The sequence below is a fragment of the Pseudoalteromonas sp. BZK2 genome (assembly GCF_014349195.1).
In the GTDB taxonomy this organism is placed as follows: Bacteria; Pseudomonadota; Gammaproteobacteria; order Enterobacterales; family Alteromonadaceae; genus Pseudoalteromonas; species Pseudoalteromonas simplex.
Genome location: NZ_JACSOG010000006.1, coordinates 123,035 through 139,406 on the forward strand (window position 1 = coordinate 123,035; position 16,372 = coordinate 139,406).

Sequence of the window (16,372 nt, forward strand, 5' to 3'; positions counted from 1 at the left end):
AAATTTTTTATTTTGTCGCCATGCTCGTATCCTTGTTAAACTTAAGCTAGTCGCATTAAGGAGAGTTCAAAAATGAAAAAAGTTGCTGTAATTTTAGCTGGTTGCGGTGTTTACGACGGCGCAGAAATCAATGAAGCCGTGTTAACCTTATTACATATCGCTAAAGCAGGCGCGAGCTATGAATGCTTCGCACCCGATATCGAACAAATGCACACCGTTAATCACCTAACAGGTGAAGAAATGACACCTAATCGTAATGTGCTAGTTGAAGCTGCACGTATTGCCCGCGGTGAAATTAAAGCGCTCACTGAGCTAAATGTAGATGAGTTCGATGCCTTGATCGTACCAGGTGGCTTTGGGGCCGCGAAAAACCTATCTGACTTTGCAGTAAAAGGTGCAGATGCCCAAGTTCAAGGTGATGTACTGACAACAGCGAAGGCTTTTGTCGATGCCAACAAAGCAGCAGGTTATATATGTATTGCGCCTGCCATGCTGCCGCTTATTTATGGTAAAGGTGTAAAAGCAACCATTGGGAGCGATGCAGAGACCGCCGCAGCTATAGAACAACTTGGTGGAGCACACCAAAGCTGTGCTGTGAACGATATCGTTGTTGATCAACAACATAAAGTGGTCACTACCCCAGCCTATATGTTGGCCCAAAGTATTTTAGATGCAGATGCGGGTATCGAAAAATTAGTTAACAAAGTATTAGAGCTTGCTTAAGCATCAAGCTAAGAGCCAGTATTTTATGCAGGCTTTTCTTGCGCTAACGCAAAAAAATGACGGTTTTTCTCAAGAAAAAGCCTTTTAGATCATTTTATAAATTGTGGCTTAGCGTTATAATCGTTCTAATTTCCGTCATATATATCGTGATTGATCACGTTCAAATCGAAGTGAGCAAGGCAAAATGAAAAAACTATCAGCTGCATTATTACTGCTAGCAACAACGGCATATGCACAAGCGTATGACAACTCTTTGACTGAAGATGCTATCAAAAAGCGTCTAGCGCCAATTGGTTCTGTCTATCTAGAAGGTGATAAAGCTGCAGTCGCTGCTGAACCTACAGGCCCTCGTTCTGGTGAACAAGTTTACCAAGCAGCATGCTTTGCTTGTCACGGCACTGGTGCACTAGGCGCACCTAAATCAGCTGATGATTGGGCTCCTCGTATTGCTAAAGGCATGGACACTTTACTTGACCATGCAATCAATGGTTTCAACGCGATGCCTCCTAAAGGTACGTGTATGGACTGTTCTGATGAAGAGATCAGCGCTGCTATCGATTTCATGACTAGCAAGTAACAGTTTCAAATCTAATACTAAGGGCTTATTTTTATAAGCCCTTTTTTTATGCCTTTATCAGGGCGCGAGGCTAGCTCTGTAGCCAAATATGACCATAATAAATTACTAATTTGTAAACAGCTGTTACTTGACGATCTAATAAAAAAGTGGAACTATTAAGGACGATATTTAAACAATAATAAAATGAGTTCTAAATCATTGGAAGATTCAGCAACACACTTTGATAAGCTTGCACGTAAAAATGTTCGCTTAAAATCGCTTTTACAAAAGTATAAGCAATCACACCACTTGCAACATGCTCTTTTACAATTATCAGAGCAAGCGAGTACTGTTGCCGAATTAACCTTGCTTTACCCTGCTATCCACAACATCCTGCAAGACTATATTCCAAGTAAAAACTTCTTCGTGGTTTTGCATAACCCTGTTTACGATAACCTTGAGTTATCTTATTTTGCCGACGAAAAAGATGGCCTCTCTGTGCCATTGAAGTATGAGCAGTACTTTAAAGAAGGCCTGACAGGTTACGTATTTAAGCAAGGTAAAACCAGCTACTTTACTAAACAACAAACAGAGCTAGCGGTTGAACAAGGCTTACTCAAATGCTTTGGCACACCTGCCGAGCATTGGGTTGGAGTTCCTGTATACCGCGATAAGTCAATAATTGGAGTGATGGTCGCGCAAAGCTATGAAAAAGACCTGAGTTATTCTGAACAACAAATTGAGTTGCTAGAAGTAATGTCACTTTATTTGGCAACGGCCATCGAACGAGTTAAGAAACGTGAACTGCTCGAATCAGAAGTTAAAATTCGCACTCGTGCACTGACACAAAGTAATCAAGCTCTCAATGAAGAAATACAGCAACGTAAAAAAGCGTTAGAGCGTCAACAGATCCTTTTTAAAATATCAGAGCTGGCAACCTTAAGTGAAAATCTTGACGACGTTTATAAACATGTTCACGAAATTATTAAAACCATTACCTATGCAGACAACCTATATATTGCCCTTTATGATGAGCAAACTCACTGGTTAAGTTTTCCGTACTGTGTTGATGAATACAATGACACAGGCAGACCGAGACCTTTTGCAAAAGGTTTTAGTGAACTTGTTTTAAGCTCTGAAGAATGCCAAGTCATCGATATTGATAAAGCAAATAATCTAATTAAGTTAGGCGTTGTTGAAAGGCCCGTAGACGTCCCGGCTGAACGAACAGCAACTAGCTGGTTAGGTGCACCACTTAAAACATCGCAAGGTGTCATTGGTCTAATAGTTTGCCAAGCGTATAATAATAAACACGAATTCACGCAAGATGACTGTGAGTTAATTACCTTTGTATCGCATCAAATAGCCAACGTCATTCAAACCCATTTAGCAAATCAAGAGTTAAAGCTAAATCATCAAAAGCTGGAAAACAGAGTTGCAGAGAAAACGAAAGAGTTACGCCAAGCAAACCTTCACTTACAGATGCAAATTGAAGAGCGTAAAAAAATAGAACAACAGCTGTACCACGATGCACATCATGACTCATTAACCAGTTTACCTAATCGCAGTTTATTCCTAACACAGTTAGAAAAAACATTGCAGCATTATCAGCGCTATCCAGAGCAGCAGTTTGCAGTGTTATTTATTGACCTTGATAAATTTAAAGACATCAACGATCACCTTGGTCACCAAGCAGGCGATCAATTTTTAATTGGTGTTGCTGAATCTTTCTCGCATTGTATCCGTGAGCATGATTTACTTGCACGTTTGGGTGGTGATGAGTTTGTGGTATTGCTCACTCACTTAACTGAGCAACAGCAAGCTCAAGATGTTGCCAAACGTATCATCGAAATAATGAGAAAACCTTTCTGTATGAAGGGTCAATGCATTCAAAGTGGTGCCAGTATTGGTATTACTTACTCAAAACCAAGCTACAAGCACACCGATGAAATTATACGTGATGCCGACGCCGCCATGTATTACGCTAAAAATGCAGGCCGTAATCGCTTTGAATGTTTCCATCCGCTGCTTAATGCCAGTAATGTGCAACATGATGCTGACAATATGCATCACTTAGATGACTTGCCTATGCACTTTAGAAGTGCCGAAATCATTACCTTGGATGAGCAAACTCGCGCAGAGTCTTTACTCGAAGCATTTGGTGAACACCCAGTACTTGGCAGCACCAGCTTTGAAGTACTTAAGAAGTTTGCGACCGATAAAGTACAGCACTTTGAGGTTGAACTTAACTTACTAAAACAAGCATTCAGCTTAGTAAGTGACAGTAAGAAAGAAAAAGTATTGTTCCCTTGCTCTGGCTTAGTCCTTGAACGTATTAATTTTCAAGCACTATGTAAGTTATTAAAAGCCCACGATGCGAATAGAATGTGTCTGTTATTCAACGAACAAGAAATTCGTTACGCATCAGCGATACAAATTGAAAATTTAAAAAACTTGGTCGCACAAGGATTTTCGATTGGGTTGAATGAATTTGCTAAAGATCGCTGTGAGTTGAACTTACTGACTGAGTTTCAATTCGATTACTTGTTATTAAGTTCAACATTTAGCAAGCGCGTATTACAGCAAGAAAACTATCACTTACAACTGCAAGGTGTACTGGCGATTACTAAGCTGCAAAATATCAAAGTAATCGCGAAAGGACCGTCGATTTTTAACTACCGCACGTTACTCGATAAACACGGGTTGTCGTTGTTTATTGGTAAACAGCATGCGCTGGCGCCCTTCGAATACGAAACACCAAGCGCACAAATAATTACTTCTTAAGCATCGCTCTTAGATTAGCTACACGGGCTTGGCCTTTTTCCATACGCTCAGCTTGTGAAGACGGTGGCTTTTTCGCTTCAAAGGCTAAGTCATCTTGTGGTAACTCCTGCACAAATCGACTGAGCTCAGTATCTGACGTTTCACCAAATTGACGACGTAACTTAGCATAAGTCATTACCAACTCTTGTTGAGCACGGGTTATACCTACATAAGCAAGACGACGCTCTTCTTCAACGTTATCTTCATCGATACTTACTTGGTGTGGTAGTAACCCCTCTTCCATGCCAACCATGAACACATACGGATACTCCAAACCTTTTGAAGCATGCAGTGTCAGTAATTGTACCGCATCAGATTCGTCTTCCTCTTCGTTACGTTCAAGCATGTCACGTAAAGTCAGTTTACTAACCACCTCAGCAAGGTTCAGCGGCGGGTTGTCTGCGTCCCCTGTTAGCATGTCGGTGATCCAACGATAAAGCTCTGAAACGTTCTTCATGCGCATTTCAGCGGCTTTTGCACTCGGTGATGACTCATAAAGGTATGCTTCGTAGTTAATTTGCCTAACTAACTCTTTCACAGCTTCAAGGGTATCGCCGCGTACCGCATTATCAGAAAGCTCAACCACCCAGCGGGCAAAACCAGCTAAGGCATTAAAACCACGGCCTTTTAAGCGGTGTGCAAGTTCAGGTTCAAAACAGGCTGCAAATAAGCTGATATGCTTTTCATTAGCAAGGGTGCCAAGTTTTTCGAGTGTGACCGTACCAATCTCACGGCGTGGCGTATTTACAATACGTAAAAAGGCATTGTCGTCATCTTGGTTCACCAATAGGCGTAAATACGCCATGATATCTTTAATCTCTGAACGCGAGAAAAACGACATGCCGCCACTTATCTTATAGGGAATGCGGTTGCTCATAAGTGCTTTTTCAAACACGCGCGCTTGATGGTTACCACGGTATAAAATCGCGTAATCTTTATAGCTGGTACGCTTCATGAATTTATGAGAAATGATCTCTGCCACCACTCGCTCTGATTCATGCTCTTCATCACGACAACCAATCACTTTGATTGGCTCACCATAACCAAGTTCACTGAATAGCTTTTTATCAAACTCGTGAGGGTTGTTGGCAATCAAAATATTTGCCGCTTTTAGAATTCGCCCTGCGCTTCGGTAGTTTTGTTCAAGCTTAATTAAACGTAAGCCCGGAAAATCTTTACTCAATAGTACAAGGTTTTGAGGCTTAGCACCGCGCCATGAGTAAATTGATTGGTCATCATCGCCTACCACTGTAAAACGAGCTCGTTCACCCACCAATAACTTAACCAACTGATACTGACTGGTGTTGGTATCTTGATACTCATCCACCAGTAGGTAACGAAAACGCTGCTGCCAACGCTCACGCGCAGTAGCATTTTGGCCTAACAATAAAGTAGGGATCATGATCAGATCATCAAAATCAAGGGCATTATAAGCACGTAGTTGATTTTGATAACGCGCATACAGCTGAGCAAATAAGGCTTTTTGTGGCTCACGGGCTTCGCGAACAGCACGCTCTGGTAGAATCAATTCGTTCTTCCAGCTACCTATTTGCATCTTCAGTAGGTTAAGTAGATCTTTGTCTTTTTTTAGTTCTTCTTCGGTCAGCTCGGCTAATAACTGGTTGGTATCTTGATCATCAAACAACGAAAAACCGGGTTTAAACCCTAGCGTCGTTAACTCTTTTTTGATGATCTCAAGTCCAAGGGTATGAAACGTTGAAACCCATAAGCCTTTCGACTCTTGTTTACCCAGTGTTTGCGTTACACGCTCGCGCATTTCTTTTGCCGCTTTATTGGTAAAGGTTACCGCCGCAATATTGCGCGCTTGATACTCACACTTTTGCACTAAGTAAGCGATTTTATTAGTAATAACACGCGTTTTACCAGAGCCCGCACCGGCTAATACCAGACACGGTCCACTGATATACTTTACCGCTTCATCTTGTTTTGGGTTGAGTTTCATAAGCCCCTAAAGAAATTATCCAAAGACAGGACGGGCAATTTTACCGTAATCACTACACTACGCCTAGCCAATAAGGTAAGATTGTTTTTTTACGTGACTCAAGGGACGAAGATGATCAACCCAGCAAAACTTGAAGAAATCGCTAAGCAAATTACTGACAACATGCCGCAAGGCGTGAAAAACCTTGCCGAAACAGTTGAAGGCAAAACAAAGCAAGCTATTCAAAACAAACTTGCTGAGATGGACTTTGTAAGCCGTGATGAGTTTGATATTCAAAGCCAAGTACTTATTCGTACTCGTGAAAAACTCACTGAGCTTGAAGAGAAAGTTGCATTACTTGAGCAGCAACTTGCTAGCAAACAAGACGAACAATAAAAAAGGAGAGCGAATTAGCTCTCCTTTTTTCTAACTAGCTAGTTTTAGCTTTTTTCTGCCACGCGTTCGAATACACGCTTAACGGCAATACCGTAGGTATCACTAGCTTCTTCTGCACAGGTCACAACCGACTCTAGATCATTAAGATGACCATTTGCTAAGCCATACACCCAACCATGAATTGTTAAATCTTGGCCTTTCGCCCAAGCATCTTGCACAATGTTAGTACGGCACACGTTACGTACTTGTTCGATAACGTTTAGTTCAATTAAGCTATTTAAACGCTCTTGCTCAGGTAATGCATTGAGTTGTTCGATGTGTTTTTCTTTTACATCACCTACATGGCGTAGCCAGTTATCAATTAAGCCAAAACGCGCTTCGTTTAATACTGCTTGAACACCACCACAGCCATAGTGACCAACGACCATGATGTGCTTCACTTTCAGCACTTCAACAGCGTATTGCATTACCGAAAGACAGTTATGGTCAGTATGCACAACGACATTTGCTACGTTACGGTGAACAAATAGCTCACCCGGTAATAAGTCTACAATTTCGTTTGCAGGTACACGCGAGTCAGAACAACCGATCCACAAATACTCTGGATTTTGCTGCATTGATAGAATTTTAAAAAACTCAGGATCATTTTCACTCGTACGCGCTGCCCAACGTCTATTATTTTCGAATAAATTTTTTAACTTTCTCATTGCGCCTCTTTACGGTTTTTAATAATTAGCTTGGATCAAGATATTCCTTGGTGTCAGCTGCTTTTCGCAAAACGTACTAACTGTTACTTGATACCCTTGTTGTTGCAAATATAAAGCACGATCGAGCACGAGCCAAACTTCAATTGCCCTTCTGAACACATGTCGGACGAGTTCAACTCGCTCGGTGACCCTTTTGCGCTTTTTACCTATCTCTAAAAACTTATTGTAATCAATGCCTTCAGGCAAATGTAATGATTTTTTCTCAGCAGCCCATAAACAAAATGAGTTAAACGAATCAGAGAAGATCGCTTTGTTCACTGACGGTACACTCACATAGTGCATTTCACCGGTCAGTGATTTACGTAACGCATCAAATCCAAGACGCCATTCAACCTCTGTTTTTCTGACCTTATCAACTCGGCTCGGTGCGGTTACCGTTTCTTGCAGCGCCAGTTTTAAATCGCGATGAGTAAGCGCAAGTTGGCTTTTTTTTACGGGCTCGCTCATTGCTTGATAAGCGTTATCAGTGAATAAATGATAACAGCACGGTGAAAAACTAATTTGCTGGGTTTTCGCTTTACTTGCTTGCTGCATAAATGTTTGATGCAAACGACCACAGGCATGCAATGCAACTGCATGCTGCTGGCTTTCAAAAAAGCCATCTGTGTCATCGGTTAATACATCAGCTTGTGAAAACTGCATCGCCAATTGCTGTTGCTTAGCACTGTGTTGACCTTGATCGCACAAGTGTTGTTGTAGCTCAATGCTATGGACACGTGGTGCCCCATTAAATGCCAACATACGACCTAAATGCCCTTTACCTGCACACCATTCTAAAACAGGCTGGTTTAATGACTGCTGACTAATGGCCGCGACAAAGTCTTGTAGTTGTTCAAACTTACGGCCCTTAATGCCATTACTTATCCAAAATGGAAATTCATTACGGGCAGCACTTATAGCAGGCAAATTACACAACTCAGCCAACTGGTCGATACCCTCTATTGCCTCAGTAAAATAACGATATAAAGCTTGCTGATCGGCATCAAGTTCACTCACTTGTTGGTCATCAAGCGCCCATAATAAGTTGGCTAATTCAGGCCAAGGAAGATCATCAAAATCAAATGCGGTACATTGCCAGTATTGGCGGGTTGAAAATAGCAGTGCATCTAAAGCTGCAAAGTGCTCGGCAAGTGTCATAACTACTTAGCGACAAGAAATAAAGAGCAGTATAACAGCTTTTATCTTATTTAACGTCGGTTACTGCTGATCAAGCGACTGTACAATGGCACACACGCAATACTTAAAATGATGGCGAGGATCAACATCCACGACAGCTCAATAGCTTCAGCTTGCTGCTGATCATACATAAAGCCATCAAAAGCCTGATCAAAATCAGCTTGCTCGATGCCATATAGATCTGCAATTAAACGCCATTTTGCCATCGACATATTGCCTAACTTAATCCCTGGAGGTTGAATATAGCTTGCCAAAACATGTGCTTCATAAGCCAGCTCCTGTACGCTTTTATGTTTAGCATAGTGCTGCTTGGTCACATCGATGCTTTCTTCTAAGTGCAATAAAGCATACCGCCACCCTTTTAGGCTCGCGCGGTAAAAACGCTCTACAACCTCAGGCTTCTTCGCTAAAAACTGCTCAGAGGTATATAAAATATCACCATACACATTCAAGCCGAACTTTTGCGGGCAAATGAGTCGATAGCCAACCCCTCTAAGAGTCATGCTGTAAGGCTCATTGGTGACATACACTTGCACCGCATCTAAATCACCGGCAAGCCACTCTTTAACGCCGCCTTCTTGGCTAGCTGCCATCAAGCTTTCTTGGCTCAATCCAGCACGCTGTAACATGACCAAGAGTTCTGCATTTTCTAGTGAGCTAACTTTGCTGAGTTTCTTTCCAACAAAGTCTCTGGGCTGAAAAATATCTGAGTTATTCTTTACCATCCAGCAGTAAGGCGAAAACTGCAGAATGGCTCCAAGGGCAACAACCGATGCGCCTTGCTGGCGTTTTTGTAATATGCCTGAGTGAGTAATGGCAAAGTCGGCTTGGCCGTTTAACACTTTAGGAAAGGTATCAGGGTCATTTGGGTCGGCAGGTATAATAGCAACATTAAGGCCCGCTTCCTTGTAAAAGCCTTTTTCTGCAGCCATATAATAACCTGCAAATTGAAACTGGTGAGTCCATTTTAATTGTAAGCTAACGTTATCAACGCTCTGTGCGCTCATAGAGAGCATTAGACAGATTAACCCTAGTAGACTTTTCATTCCTTGCACGCATCATCCTTGATTGAGAACCGTGCAATAACTATAGGAAAAATAGACAAAAAAACAAGGCTACTAATTAGCAGCCTTGATTATATTAAGCTACTAATTAGCCACTTTCACTGCGCTCAACTCCTGACCTTGGCTGGTTAGGAACTGGGTGAAACATGGATTGTTCGTTTCATCTTGAACGTTGTATCCCAAACGGTTCAAATGCTCATTGAATACCTCATAATCACTCGGTTCAATAGCAAAGGCCGCCAGCACATTACCAATCGCTCCACCATGATTACGATAATGGAATAAAGTGATATTCCAATTACTACCAAGGGTATCTAAGAATCGTGCCAGTGCACCTGGGTATTCAGGAAACTCAAAGCGTAATAAACGCTCATGAAGTTGAGCTGGCGCTTTACCACCCACCATATAACGAACATGCAATTTAGCCAGCTCGTTATCTGATAGATCGCAAAACGTGTAGTCGTTTTCTGTCAGTGCCGCTTTTAACTCTTCAAGCTCTTGCTGCCCTTGCCTTAATGCAATACCAACAAAAATTTGTGCTTCGCCGGGGCCTGCATAACGGTAATTAAACTCGGTGATAGCTCTGCCACCTAATGAGTTACAAAACTGCTTAAAGCTACCCTTTTCTTCTTTTATGGTCACGGCAAGCAGTGCTTCGTTCTTTTCACCGAGAGCCGTTCGCTCTGCAACATAACGTAAGCGGTCAAAGTTTAAGTTTGCACCCGATAAAATCGCAGCTACATTTAAGCCTTTAACACCATTTTGTTGGCACCACTTTTTAAGGCCCGCTGTTGATAGCGCTCCTGAAGGCTCCGCTATAGCACGAGTCGAAACAAAGATATCTTGCATTGCGGCGCAGATTTCGTCGCCCGTTACAGTGACCACTTCATCACAAAACTTTTGCGCTAAACGAAACGTTTCGGTGCCAATAACTTTTACGGCTACACCATCAGCAAAGCTGCCAACACGGTCAAGCTCAACGGGCTTGCCTGCTTCAAGCGCTGCTTTTAGGCAAGCACTCTCATCAGCTTCAACACCAATGACTTTGATATCAGGACGTAACGACTTAATGTACACCGCCATGCCTGCTAGCAAACCACCACCGCCAACAGGAATAAAAACAGCATCAAGGTCATTCAATTGCTGCATTAATTCACGGGCAACGGTACCTTGGCCAACAATCACATCAGGATCATCAAACGGTGGCACAAACACCCCGTTACGCTGCTCTGTCAGCTCTAAAGCATGGGCTTTTGCCGCATCAAAATGATGGCCGTGTAATACCACTTCACCACCGAGTGAACGTACTGCATTCACTTTAATTTCTGGTGTTGTGACTGGCATCACAATCGTAGCTTTATGGCCTAAAAATGAGGCACTGAGTGCAACGCCTTGTGCATGGTTACCCGCTGAGGCTGTGATCACATCAGACCCTTTTGGCAACTTGCTCAGTTTATGAAAAGCACCACGAAGTTTAAATGAATAAACCGGTTGTTGATCTTCACGCTTTAGCCACACATGGTTGCCTAACCGTGCACTAAGATCAGCCATTTCGCTGACCTCAGTGACTTTTGCAAGCGGCTCCATGTTCGCTTGGATGATAGCGCGAAAATAATCGAGCTCTTGAGAAACCATAATTAACTAAGCTCCTCAAGTTTTGCTAAATCGCGAACAGCTCCTTTGTCTGCACTGGTTGCAAGTAACGCATAGGCTTTAAGTGCAGATGAAACATAACGGTCACGATCAAGTGGTTTATAAGCATCTTTACCGCGTGCTAGTTGCTTTTGTTTACGCGCTTCAAGCTCTTCATCAGACAGGGCTAGGGTGATTTCACGGGTTGCGATATCAATTACTATTTTATCGCCATTTTCAACATAGGCGATTGCACCACCGCTTGCTGCTTCTGGTGAAACGTGACCAATTGATAAACCCGATGTACCACCCGAGAAACGACCATCGGTGATAAGCGCACATTTTTCACCTAAGCCCATTGATTTTAGGTAACTCGTTGGATACAGCATTTCTTGCATGCCAGGGCCGCCTTTTGGTCCTTCGTAACGAATTACAACAACATCGCCTGCTTTTACTTCACCATTAAGGATGCCTTCAACCGAATCATCTTGTGATTCGTATACAACAGCTGGGCCTTCAAAGTGCAGCATTTCTTCAACTACGCCAGCACTTTTAACAATACAGCCATCAAGGGCTAAGTTACCTGAAAGTACAGCTAGGCCACCATCTTGACGAAAGGCATTTTCAACACTGCGGATACAGCCGTTTTCACGGTCATTATCAAGCTCTGGCCAGCGGCATTCTTGGCTCATAGCTTTTGTAGTACGGATTCCGGCAGGACCTGCTTTATAGAATTTTTGCGCTACTTCATTATTAGGATCGGTCGCATCCCATTTAGCCACCATTTCAGCCATACTGTGGCCTGCCACGTGATCAACAGATAAATCAACAAGGCCAGCCTTACCTAACTCACGGATAATTGCCATCATGCCACCAGCACGGTGCACATCTTCAATGTGATATTTATTGGTTGCAGGTGCCACCTTACAAAGGAAAGGAGTTTTACGAGAAAGCTCATCGATGTGCGACATATCAAAATCAACACCCGCTTCTTGCGCTGCAGCTAATAAGTGTAAAACCGTATTTGATGAACCACCCATAGCAATATCAACTACCATTGCATTCATAAAGGCAGTGCGATTAGCAATCGCACGTGGTAATACTGCTGCATTATCTTTTTGATAATACTCACGGCATAAATCAACAATGCGCGCACCTGCTTCAACGTAAAGTTGTTTACGGTCTTTATGCGTAGCAAGTGTGGTACCGTTACCCGGCAGCGCTAAACCAATCGCTTCTAATAAGCAGTTCATTGAGTTGGCAGTAAACATACCCGAACACGAACCACAAGTAGGACACGCAGAGCGCTCTACTTTTTCAGAGTCTTCATCGCTTACTGTGGTATCAGCGCCTTTCACCATGGCATCCACTAAATCAAGTTTAATGTCGATATCAGCAAGGCGTGTTTTACCCGCTTCCATTGGACCACCTGATACGAAAATAACCGGAATATTTAAACGCAGTGCAGCTAGCATCATCCCTGGGGTGATTTTGTCGCAGTTAGAAATACAGATCATGGCATCAGCACAGTGTGCATTAACCATGTATTCCACTGAGTCAGCAATTAAGTCACGCGATGGTAGTGAATACAGCATGCCGCCGTGACCCATTGCGATACCATCGTCGATCGCAATAGTATTAAATTCTTTTGGTACACCACCGGCTTCGGTGATGGTTTCAGCCATCAGCTCACTAAGTTGGTTAAGGTGAACATGACCCGGTACAAACTGAGTATATGAGTTAACAACAGCGATAATTGGCTTACCGAAGTCTTTATCTGTCATCCCTGTTGCACGCCACAAAGCACGCGCCCCTGCACGTTTGCGACCTTCTGTTGTTGTTGCACTTCTTAATTTAGCCATAATTACCTCAGTTGTTGCAGTGGCATGCCACTGACTTCCTCATTCCTAATTTATTTCTCACTAAAGCATCACTCTGACTGCTCTAGTTACCTGTTGATTTTTTACTAGATTGCTTGTTGTTGAAATTGGTTTTCAACATTAACGTGTTTAACATCAACCAATTTATTTAACTGTGATGTTAGTAGATAAATTGGCTTATCGCTGTCTACCGTCATGGTGACGTGAAACGCTTCATCAGCCATTTCTAAATTCATGGTTGTTAGGTCAAAGCCGCGATGACGTGCAACGCGTAAAAAGCGCTCTACAGCGACACTTTGATTCTTTAGTGCAATCGTTAGGGTGTGTTTCATTTTACTGTCTCCGTCATCATTTCATCATTAGCTGCACCCGGTGGTACAAGCGGCCATACATTTTCTTTATCATCAATACAGGCATGCAGAATGTATGGACCTTCACTATTAACTAGCGCATCAACCGCAGCATCGACTTCATCTGCTTTAGTGATGGTTTGACCTGGAATGCCAAACACCGCTGCTAACTGCACGAAATCAGGATTATCTGAAAGGTTTGTTTCAGAATAACGACCTTCAAAAAATAGCTGCTGCCATTGACGTACCATGCCTAAGCGCTGGTTATCTAAGATTAGAATTTTAACTGGCAGATTGTTACGGCGAATTGTAGCCAGTTCTTGAATGTTCATCATGATTGAGCCATCACCCGACACCGTGATCACAAAATCATTTGGACGAGCAACTTGAGCGCCGATAGCGGCCGGTAAACCAAAGCCCATGGTACCTGCACCACCACTACTTAAATGATTGCTTGGGTGGCTAAACTTCATGTGCTGCGCCACCCACATTTGGTGCTGACCCACATCACAGCACACAACACCCGTTGCTGGCATTTTTTGGCTTAGTTGGTTTAATAAATATGGGGCAAATACTTTCTCGCCTGGATAGTCATAACGCCATGCATGCTCTTTCATCATGCTTTCGATATGCGTTAACCATTCATCAGGCGTTACAAAACAATCAAGTTGCGGTAATGACATTTTTAAATCTGCGACTAATGACGCTTTTGCAGGCTTACGCTTACCAACCTCTGCTGCGTCGATATCAAGGTGTATCACTTTTGCTTTTGCGGCAAACTTGCTTAAATTACCAGTAACACGGTCGTCAAAACGGGCACCGATACAAACCAAAACATCACACTCTTGCACTGCTAAGTTAGCTGCTTTACCGCCATGCATACCTAGCATACCCAAATCATATTCATAATCAGGTAATACACTGCCTAACGCTTTCAACGTTGATACCGCAGGCATATGTGTTTTTTCTAAAAACTGCATAAGCTCGTTTTGTGCATCAGCAGCTTGTACACCACCACCGATATACGCCACAGGGCGCTGCGCTTCACTTAAGATTTGATTAGCTATTGCAACTTGGTTCGGGTCTAATTTTGGTAAATGATCTTCGGCGGCTAACCAAGGGTGGAATGGCACTTGTGCCATTTGGATGTCTTTCGGGATATCAACTAACACAGGACCTGGGCGGCCGCTTTGCGCTAAGTGGATGGCTTCTTGTAGGATTTCGGCTAAATCTTCTGCTCTTTCAACCATGTAACTATGTTTAGTACATGATAACGACATACCTAACACGTCCACTTCCTGAAAGGCGTCGGAGCCTATTGCGGCGGTAGGTACTTGCCCTGTGATGGCAAGTAACGGCACTGAATCCATCATTGCATCAGCAAGAGCGGTTATTAAGTTGGTTGCACCAGGGCCTGATGTTGCAAAACACACACCTAACTTACCTGTGCTGCGGGCAAACCCCACTGCTGCAAAACCCGCTCCTTGCTCATGACGCGTCAAATAATGTTTGACTGGCGCACCGTACAAGGCGTCGTAAATAGGCATGATGGCACCGCCTGGGTAACCAAAAACATCCTTAACGCCATGTTTGGCTAATAAATCGATTGTTAACTCTGCGCCTGTCATCGTAAATCCTCATTCCTCAGTGACATTGTGTATTTGCTGCGACTCAAACCTTAAAACAAAAAAGCCCCCCGGACTGTTAAGTGCGGGGGGCTTTTTAAATGCTTCACTTTTCTCTAAGCACTAACTAGCCCCCGCGGTAATAATAATCACCACGACGTTAATTAGAATTAGAGAAAGTTTGTTTGTAAGCATTTATCTGTAACCAAATTCTGTTCATTTGTAGCGGAAATCTAGCCATCCCGCTGTCTTTTTCTATTAGTACCGCGCTGGGGGCGTTAAGTCAACATAAAATTCAATTCAAAAAACAAGCAAAAAAACGACTTTATAGAAATAAATATCTAAACTTCACCATTAATAAGATTTATTTTTCGCCATTTGCTAAATATTGAAATTTCATACCTCTTTATTTGCCATTCTATGATTGATTAATTTTTGGCAATTAAATGTAATTTTTTCTGCTTAAAGCCGATTTAATTTAACGCCTCTTTAAAAAATTAGTTTAGTATTGAAAATAACCACGTAATGAAAAGGAAAGTTATGAAATTCGTCCAACGTATAAATGCCCTGTTTTTTATGGTGCTACTGCTTGGTTTTAGCCAACATGCACTTGCCGAGCCGGGATTATGGAAAGTAGAAAAGAACGGCGTTGCTTCATATTTATTTGGTACCGTACATGTGGGTGACAACAGCATGAAAGGCTTACCGAGCAAGGTAAAAAAAGCACTCGATAACTCAGATAAAGTCATTGTTGAGGTGGATATCAGCGCTATTTCACCGATGGAAATGCAGCGTCGCTCATTACCATTTATGATGCTGAAAAATGGCAAAACCTTACAATCAGAATTATCATCAGAAAACTATGCAAAACTGCAAAAGTACTTTGCGGATAAATCAATTGATATTGCGATGTTTAAGAACTTAGCACCGTGGGCGGTGATGGTCACCATGATGCAAATGGAGTTCCAAAGCGTTGGTTTTTCAGATCAATACGGCATAGACAAGCAAGTACTTGCTTATGCTCAAGAACATAAAATATCTATTGGTGAGCTAGAAACTCTTGAACGACAAATGGAAATGTTTGAGCACTTAGCAATCATGAATGACAAAATGATCGAAGAAACGTTCGACCAACTTGCAGATGTAGACACCTACTTTTTTGGCCTGATCAAGGCTTGGAAATCAGGTGACATGAAAACACTTACACAGTTTTATAACGAAAGCTTTGATGATTCTCAATATGGTCAACTAAGCGAGCAAGTGATGTTGATAGACCGTAACAATGACTGGGTTAATCAACTATCTACTCGCATCGGTAAAGAAAAACTGTTTATTGCAGTGGGCGCTTTGCACTTACCAGAGCAACACGGCTTATTGAAGCAATTAACAGATAAGGGTTTTACAGTTACCCGTATCTAAATGATTTAAAAAGTTAAAA

The 16,372-nt window shown here is 42.4% G+C and carries 13 protein-coding genes; 5 read left to right on the plus strand and 8 right to left on the minus strand.

Features of this window, described 5'->3' with window-relative positions; all coding sequences use genetic code 11:
* Positions 1-72: 72 nt before the first annotated feature.
* The 3 genes from elbB (at position 73) to BIZ38_RS05430 (ending at position 4,063) form a co-directional block, all read left to right on the plus strand.
* Complete coding sequence (gene elbB / locus BIZ38_RS05420) at positions 73-723, plus strand: isoprenoid biosynthesis glyoxalase ElbB (protein WP_187489776.1); 651 nt, start codon at positions 73-75, stop codon at positions 721-723.
* Positions 724-907: 184 nt separating this feature from the next.
* Complete coding sequence (locus BIZ38_RS05425) at positions 908-1,300, plus strand: c-type cytochrome (RefSeq protein WP_054554118.1); 393 nt, start codon at positions 908-910, stop codon at positions 1,298-1,300.
* A 183-nt stretch (positions 1,301-1,483) separates the two neighbouring features.
* Positions 1,484-4,063, plus strand: coding sequence for a diguanylate cyclase domain-containing protein (locus BIZ38_RS05430; RefSeq protein ID WP_187489777.1), 2,580 nt, complete (start codon positions 1,484-1,486; stop codon positions 4,061-4,063).
* Here BIZ38_RS05430 and rep read toward each other — a convergent pair.
* Positions 4,053-6,065 carry a DNA helicase Rep gene (rep, locus tag BIZ38_RS05435; protein ID WP_054561162.1) on the minus strand — a complete coding sequence of 671 codons (2,013 nt, stop codon included), beginning with the start codon at positions 6,063-6,065 and terminating at the stop codon, positions 4,053-4,055. The genes BIZ38_RS05430 and rep overlap by 11 nt on opposite strands.
* A gap of 111 nt (positions 6,066-6,176) precedes the next feature.
* Between rep and ubiK the strand changes: the two genes are divergently transcribed.
* Positions 6,177-6,440 (plus strand): ubiquinone biosynthesis accessory factor UbiK, encoded by a 264-nt coding sequence (gene ubiK, locus BIZ38_RS05440; protein ID WP_054561163.1) that lies wholly within the window; start codon positions 6,177-6,179, stop codon positions 6,438-6,440.
* Positions 6,441-6,484: 44 nt separating this feature from the next.
* Here the strand turns inward: ubiK and can are convergent, their stop codons facing one another.
* From can to ilvG, 7 genes are all read right to left on the minus strand, one after another.
* Positions 6,485-7,147, minus strand: a complete 663-nt coding sequence (gene can / locus BIZ38_RS05445) for a carbonate dehydratase (RefSeq protein WP_054554114.1) — start codon at positions 7,145-7,147, stop codon at positions 6,485-6,487.
* A gap of 18 nt (positions 7,148-7,165) precedes the next feature.
* Positions 7,166-8,344 carry a methyltransferase gene (locus BIZ38_RS05450; RefSeq protein ID WP_054554113.1) on the minus strand — a complete coding sequence of 393 codons (1,179 nt, stop codon included), beginning with the start codon at positions 8,342-8,344 and terminating at the stop codon, positions 7,166-7,168.
* Positions 8,345-8,394: 50 nt separating this feature from the next.
* Positions 8,395-9,390, minus strand: a complete 996-nt coding sequence (locus BIZ38_RS05455) for an ABC transporter substrate-binding protein (protein ID WP_235378002.1) — start codon at positions 9,388-9,390, stop codon at positions 8,395-8,397.
* Between the two features lie 141 nt (positions 9,391-9,531).
* A complete protein-coding gene (gene ilvA / locus BIZ38_RS05460; RefSeq protein ID WP_187489778.1) occupies positions 9,532-11,082 on the minus strand; it encodes a threonine ammonia-lyase, biosynthetic in 1,551 nt (516 codons plus the stop codon).
* Between the two features lie 2 nt (positions 11,083-11,084).
* Positions 11,085-12,941: a dihydroxy-acid dehydratase gene (gene ilvD, locus BIZ38_RS05465; protein WP_054554111.1), complete on the minus strand. Its 1,857-nt coding sequence runs from the start codon at positions 12,939-12,941 to the stop codon at positions 11,085-11,087.
* 104 nt (positions 12,942-13,045) lie between these two features.
* Positions 13,046-13,291, minus strand: a complete 246-nt coding sequence (ilvM, locus tag BIZ38_RS05470; RefSeq protein ID WP_054554110.1) for an acetolactate synthase 2 small subunit — start codon at positions 13,289-13,291, stop codon at positions 13,046-13,048.
* Positions 13,288-14,937, minus strand: a complete 1,650-nt coding sequence (gene ilvG, locus BIZ38_RS05475) for an acetolactate synthase 2 catalytic subunit (protein ID WP_187489779.1) — start codon at positions 14,935-14,937, stop codon at positions 13,288-13,290. Before ilvG ends, ilvM begins: the two co-directional genes overlap by 4 nt.
* Before the next feature lie 537 nt (positions 14,938-15,474).
* On the opposite strand from ilvG, the gene BIZ38_RS05480 reads away from it, so the two are divergent.
* Positions 15,475-16,353 (plus strand): TraB/GumN family protein, encoded by an 879-nt coding sequence (locus tag BIZ38_RS05480; RefSeq protein ID WP_187489780.1) that lies wholly within the window; start codon positions 15,475-15,477, stop codon positions 16,351-16,353.
* The last annotated feature ends 19 nt before the right edge of the window (positions 16,354-16,372 follow it).

What these genes read in the sequence shown, in the direction of transcription:
- BIZ38_RS05480 (WP_187489780.1), top strand. Translation starts at nt 15,475, where the DNA reads ATGAAATTCGTCCAACGTATAAATGCCCTGTTTTTTATGGTGCTACTG.
- ilvM (WP_054554110.1), bottom strand. Translation starts at nt 13,291, where the DNA reads ATGAAACACACCCTAACGATTGCACTAAAGAATCAAAGTGTCGCTGTA.
- ubiK (WP_054561163.1), top strand. Translation starts at nt 6,177, where the DNA reads ATGATCAACCCAGCAAAACTTGAAGAAATCGCTAAGCAAATTACTGAC.
- ilvA (WP_187489778.1), bottom strand. Translation starts at nt 11,082, where the DNA reads ATGGTTTCTCAAGAGCTCGATTATTTTCGCGCTATCATCCAAGCGAAC.
- elbB (WP_187489776.1), top strand. Translation starts at nt 73, where the DNA reads ATGAAAAAAGTTGCTGTAATTTTAGCTGGTTGCGGTGTTTACGACGGC.
- ilvD (WP_054554111.1), bottom strand. Translation starts at nt 12,941, where the DNA reads ATGGCTAAATTAAGAAGTGCAACAACAACAGAAGGTCGCAAACGTGCA.
- BIZ38_RS05455 (WP_235378002.1), bottom strand. Translation starts at nt 9,390, where the DNA reads ATGAGCGCACAGAGCGTTGATAACGTTAGCTTACAATTAAAATGGACT.
- can (WP_054554114.1), bottom strand. Translation starts at nt 7,147, where the DNA reads ATGAGAAAGTTAAAAAATTTATTCGAAAATAATAGACGTTGGGCAGCG.
- BIZ38_RS05425 (WP_054554118.1), top strand. Translation starts at nt 908, where the DNA reads ATGAAAAAACTATCAGCTGCATTATTACTGCTAGCAACAACGGCATAT.
- rep (WP_054561162.1), bottom strand. Translation starts at nt 6,065, where the DNA reads ATGAAACTCAACCCAAAACAAGATGAAGCGGTAAAGTATATCAGTGGA.
- BIZ38_RS05430 (WP_187489777.1), top strand. Translation starts at nt 1,484, where the DNA reads ATGAGTTCTAAATCATTGGAAGATTCAGCAACACACTTTGATAAGCTT.
- BIZ38_RS05450 (WP_054554113.1), bottom strand. Translation starts at nt 8,344, where the DNA reads ATGACACTTGCCGAGCACTTTGCAGCTTTAGATGCACTGCTATTTTCA.
- ilvG (WP_187489779.1), bottom strand. Translation starts at nt 14,937, where the DNA reads ATGACAGGCGCAGAGTTAACAATCGATTTATTAGCCAAACATGGCGTT.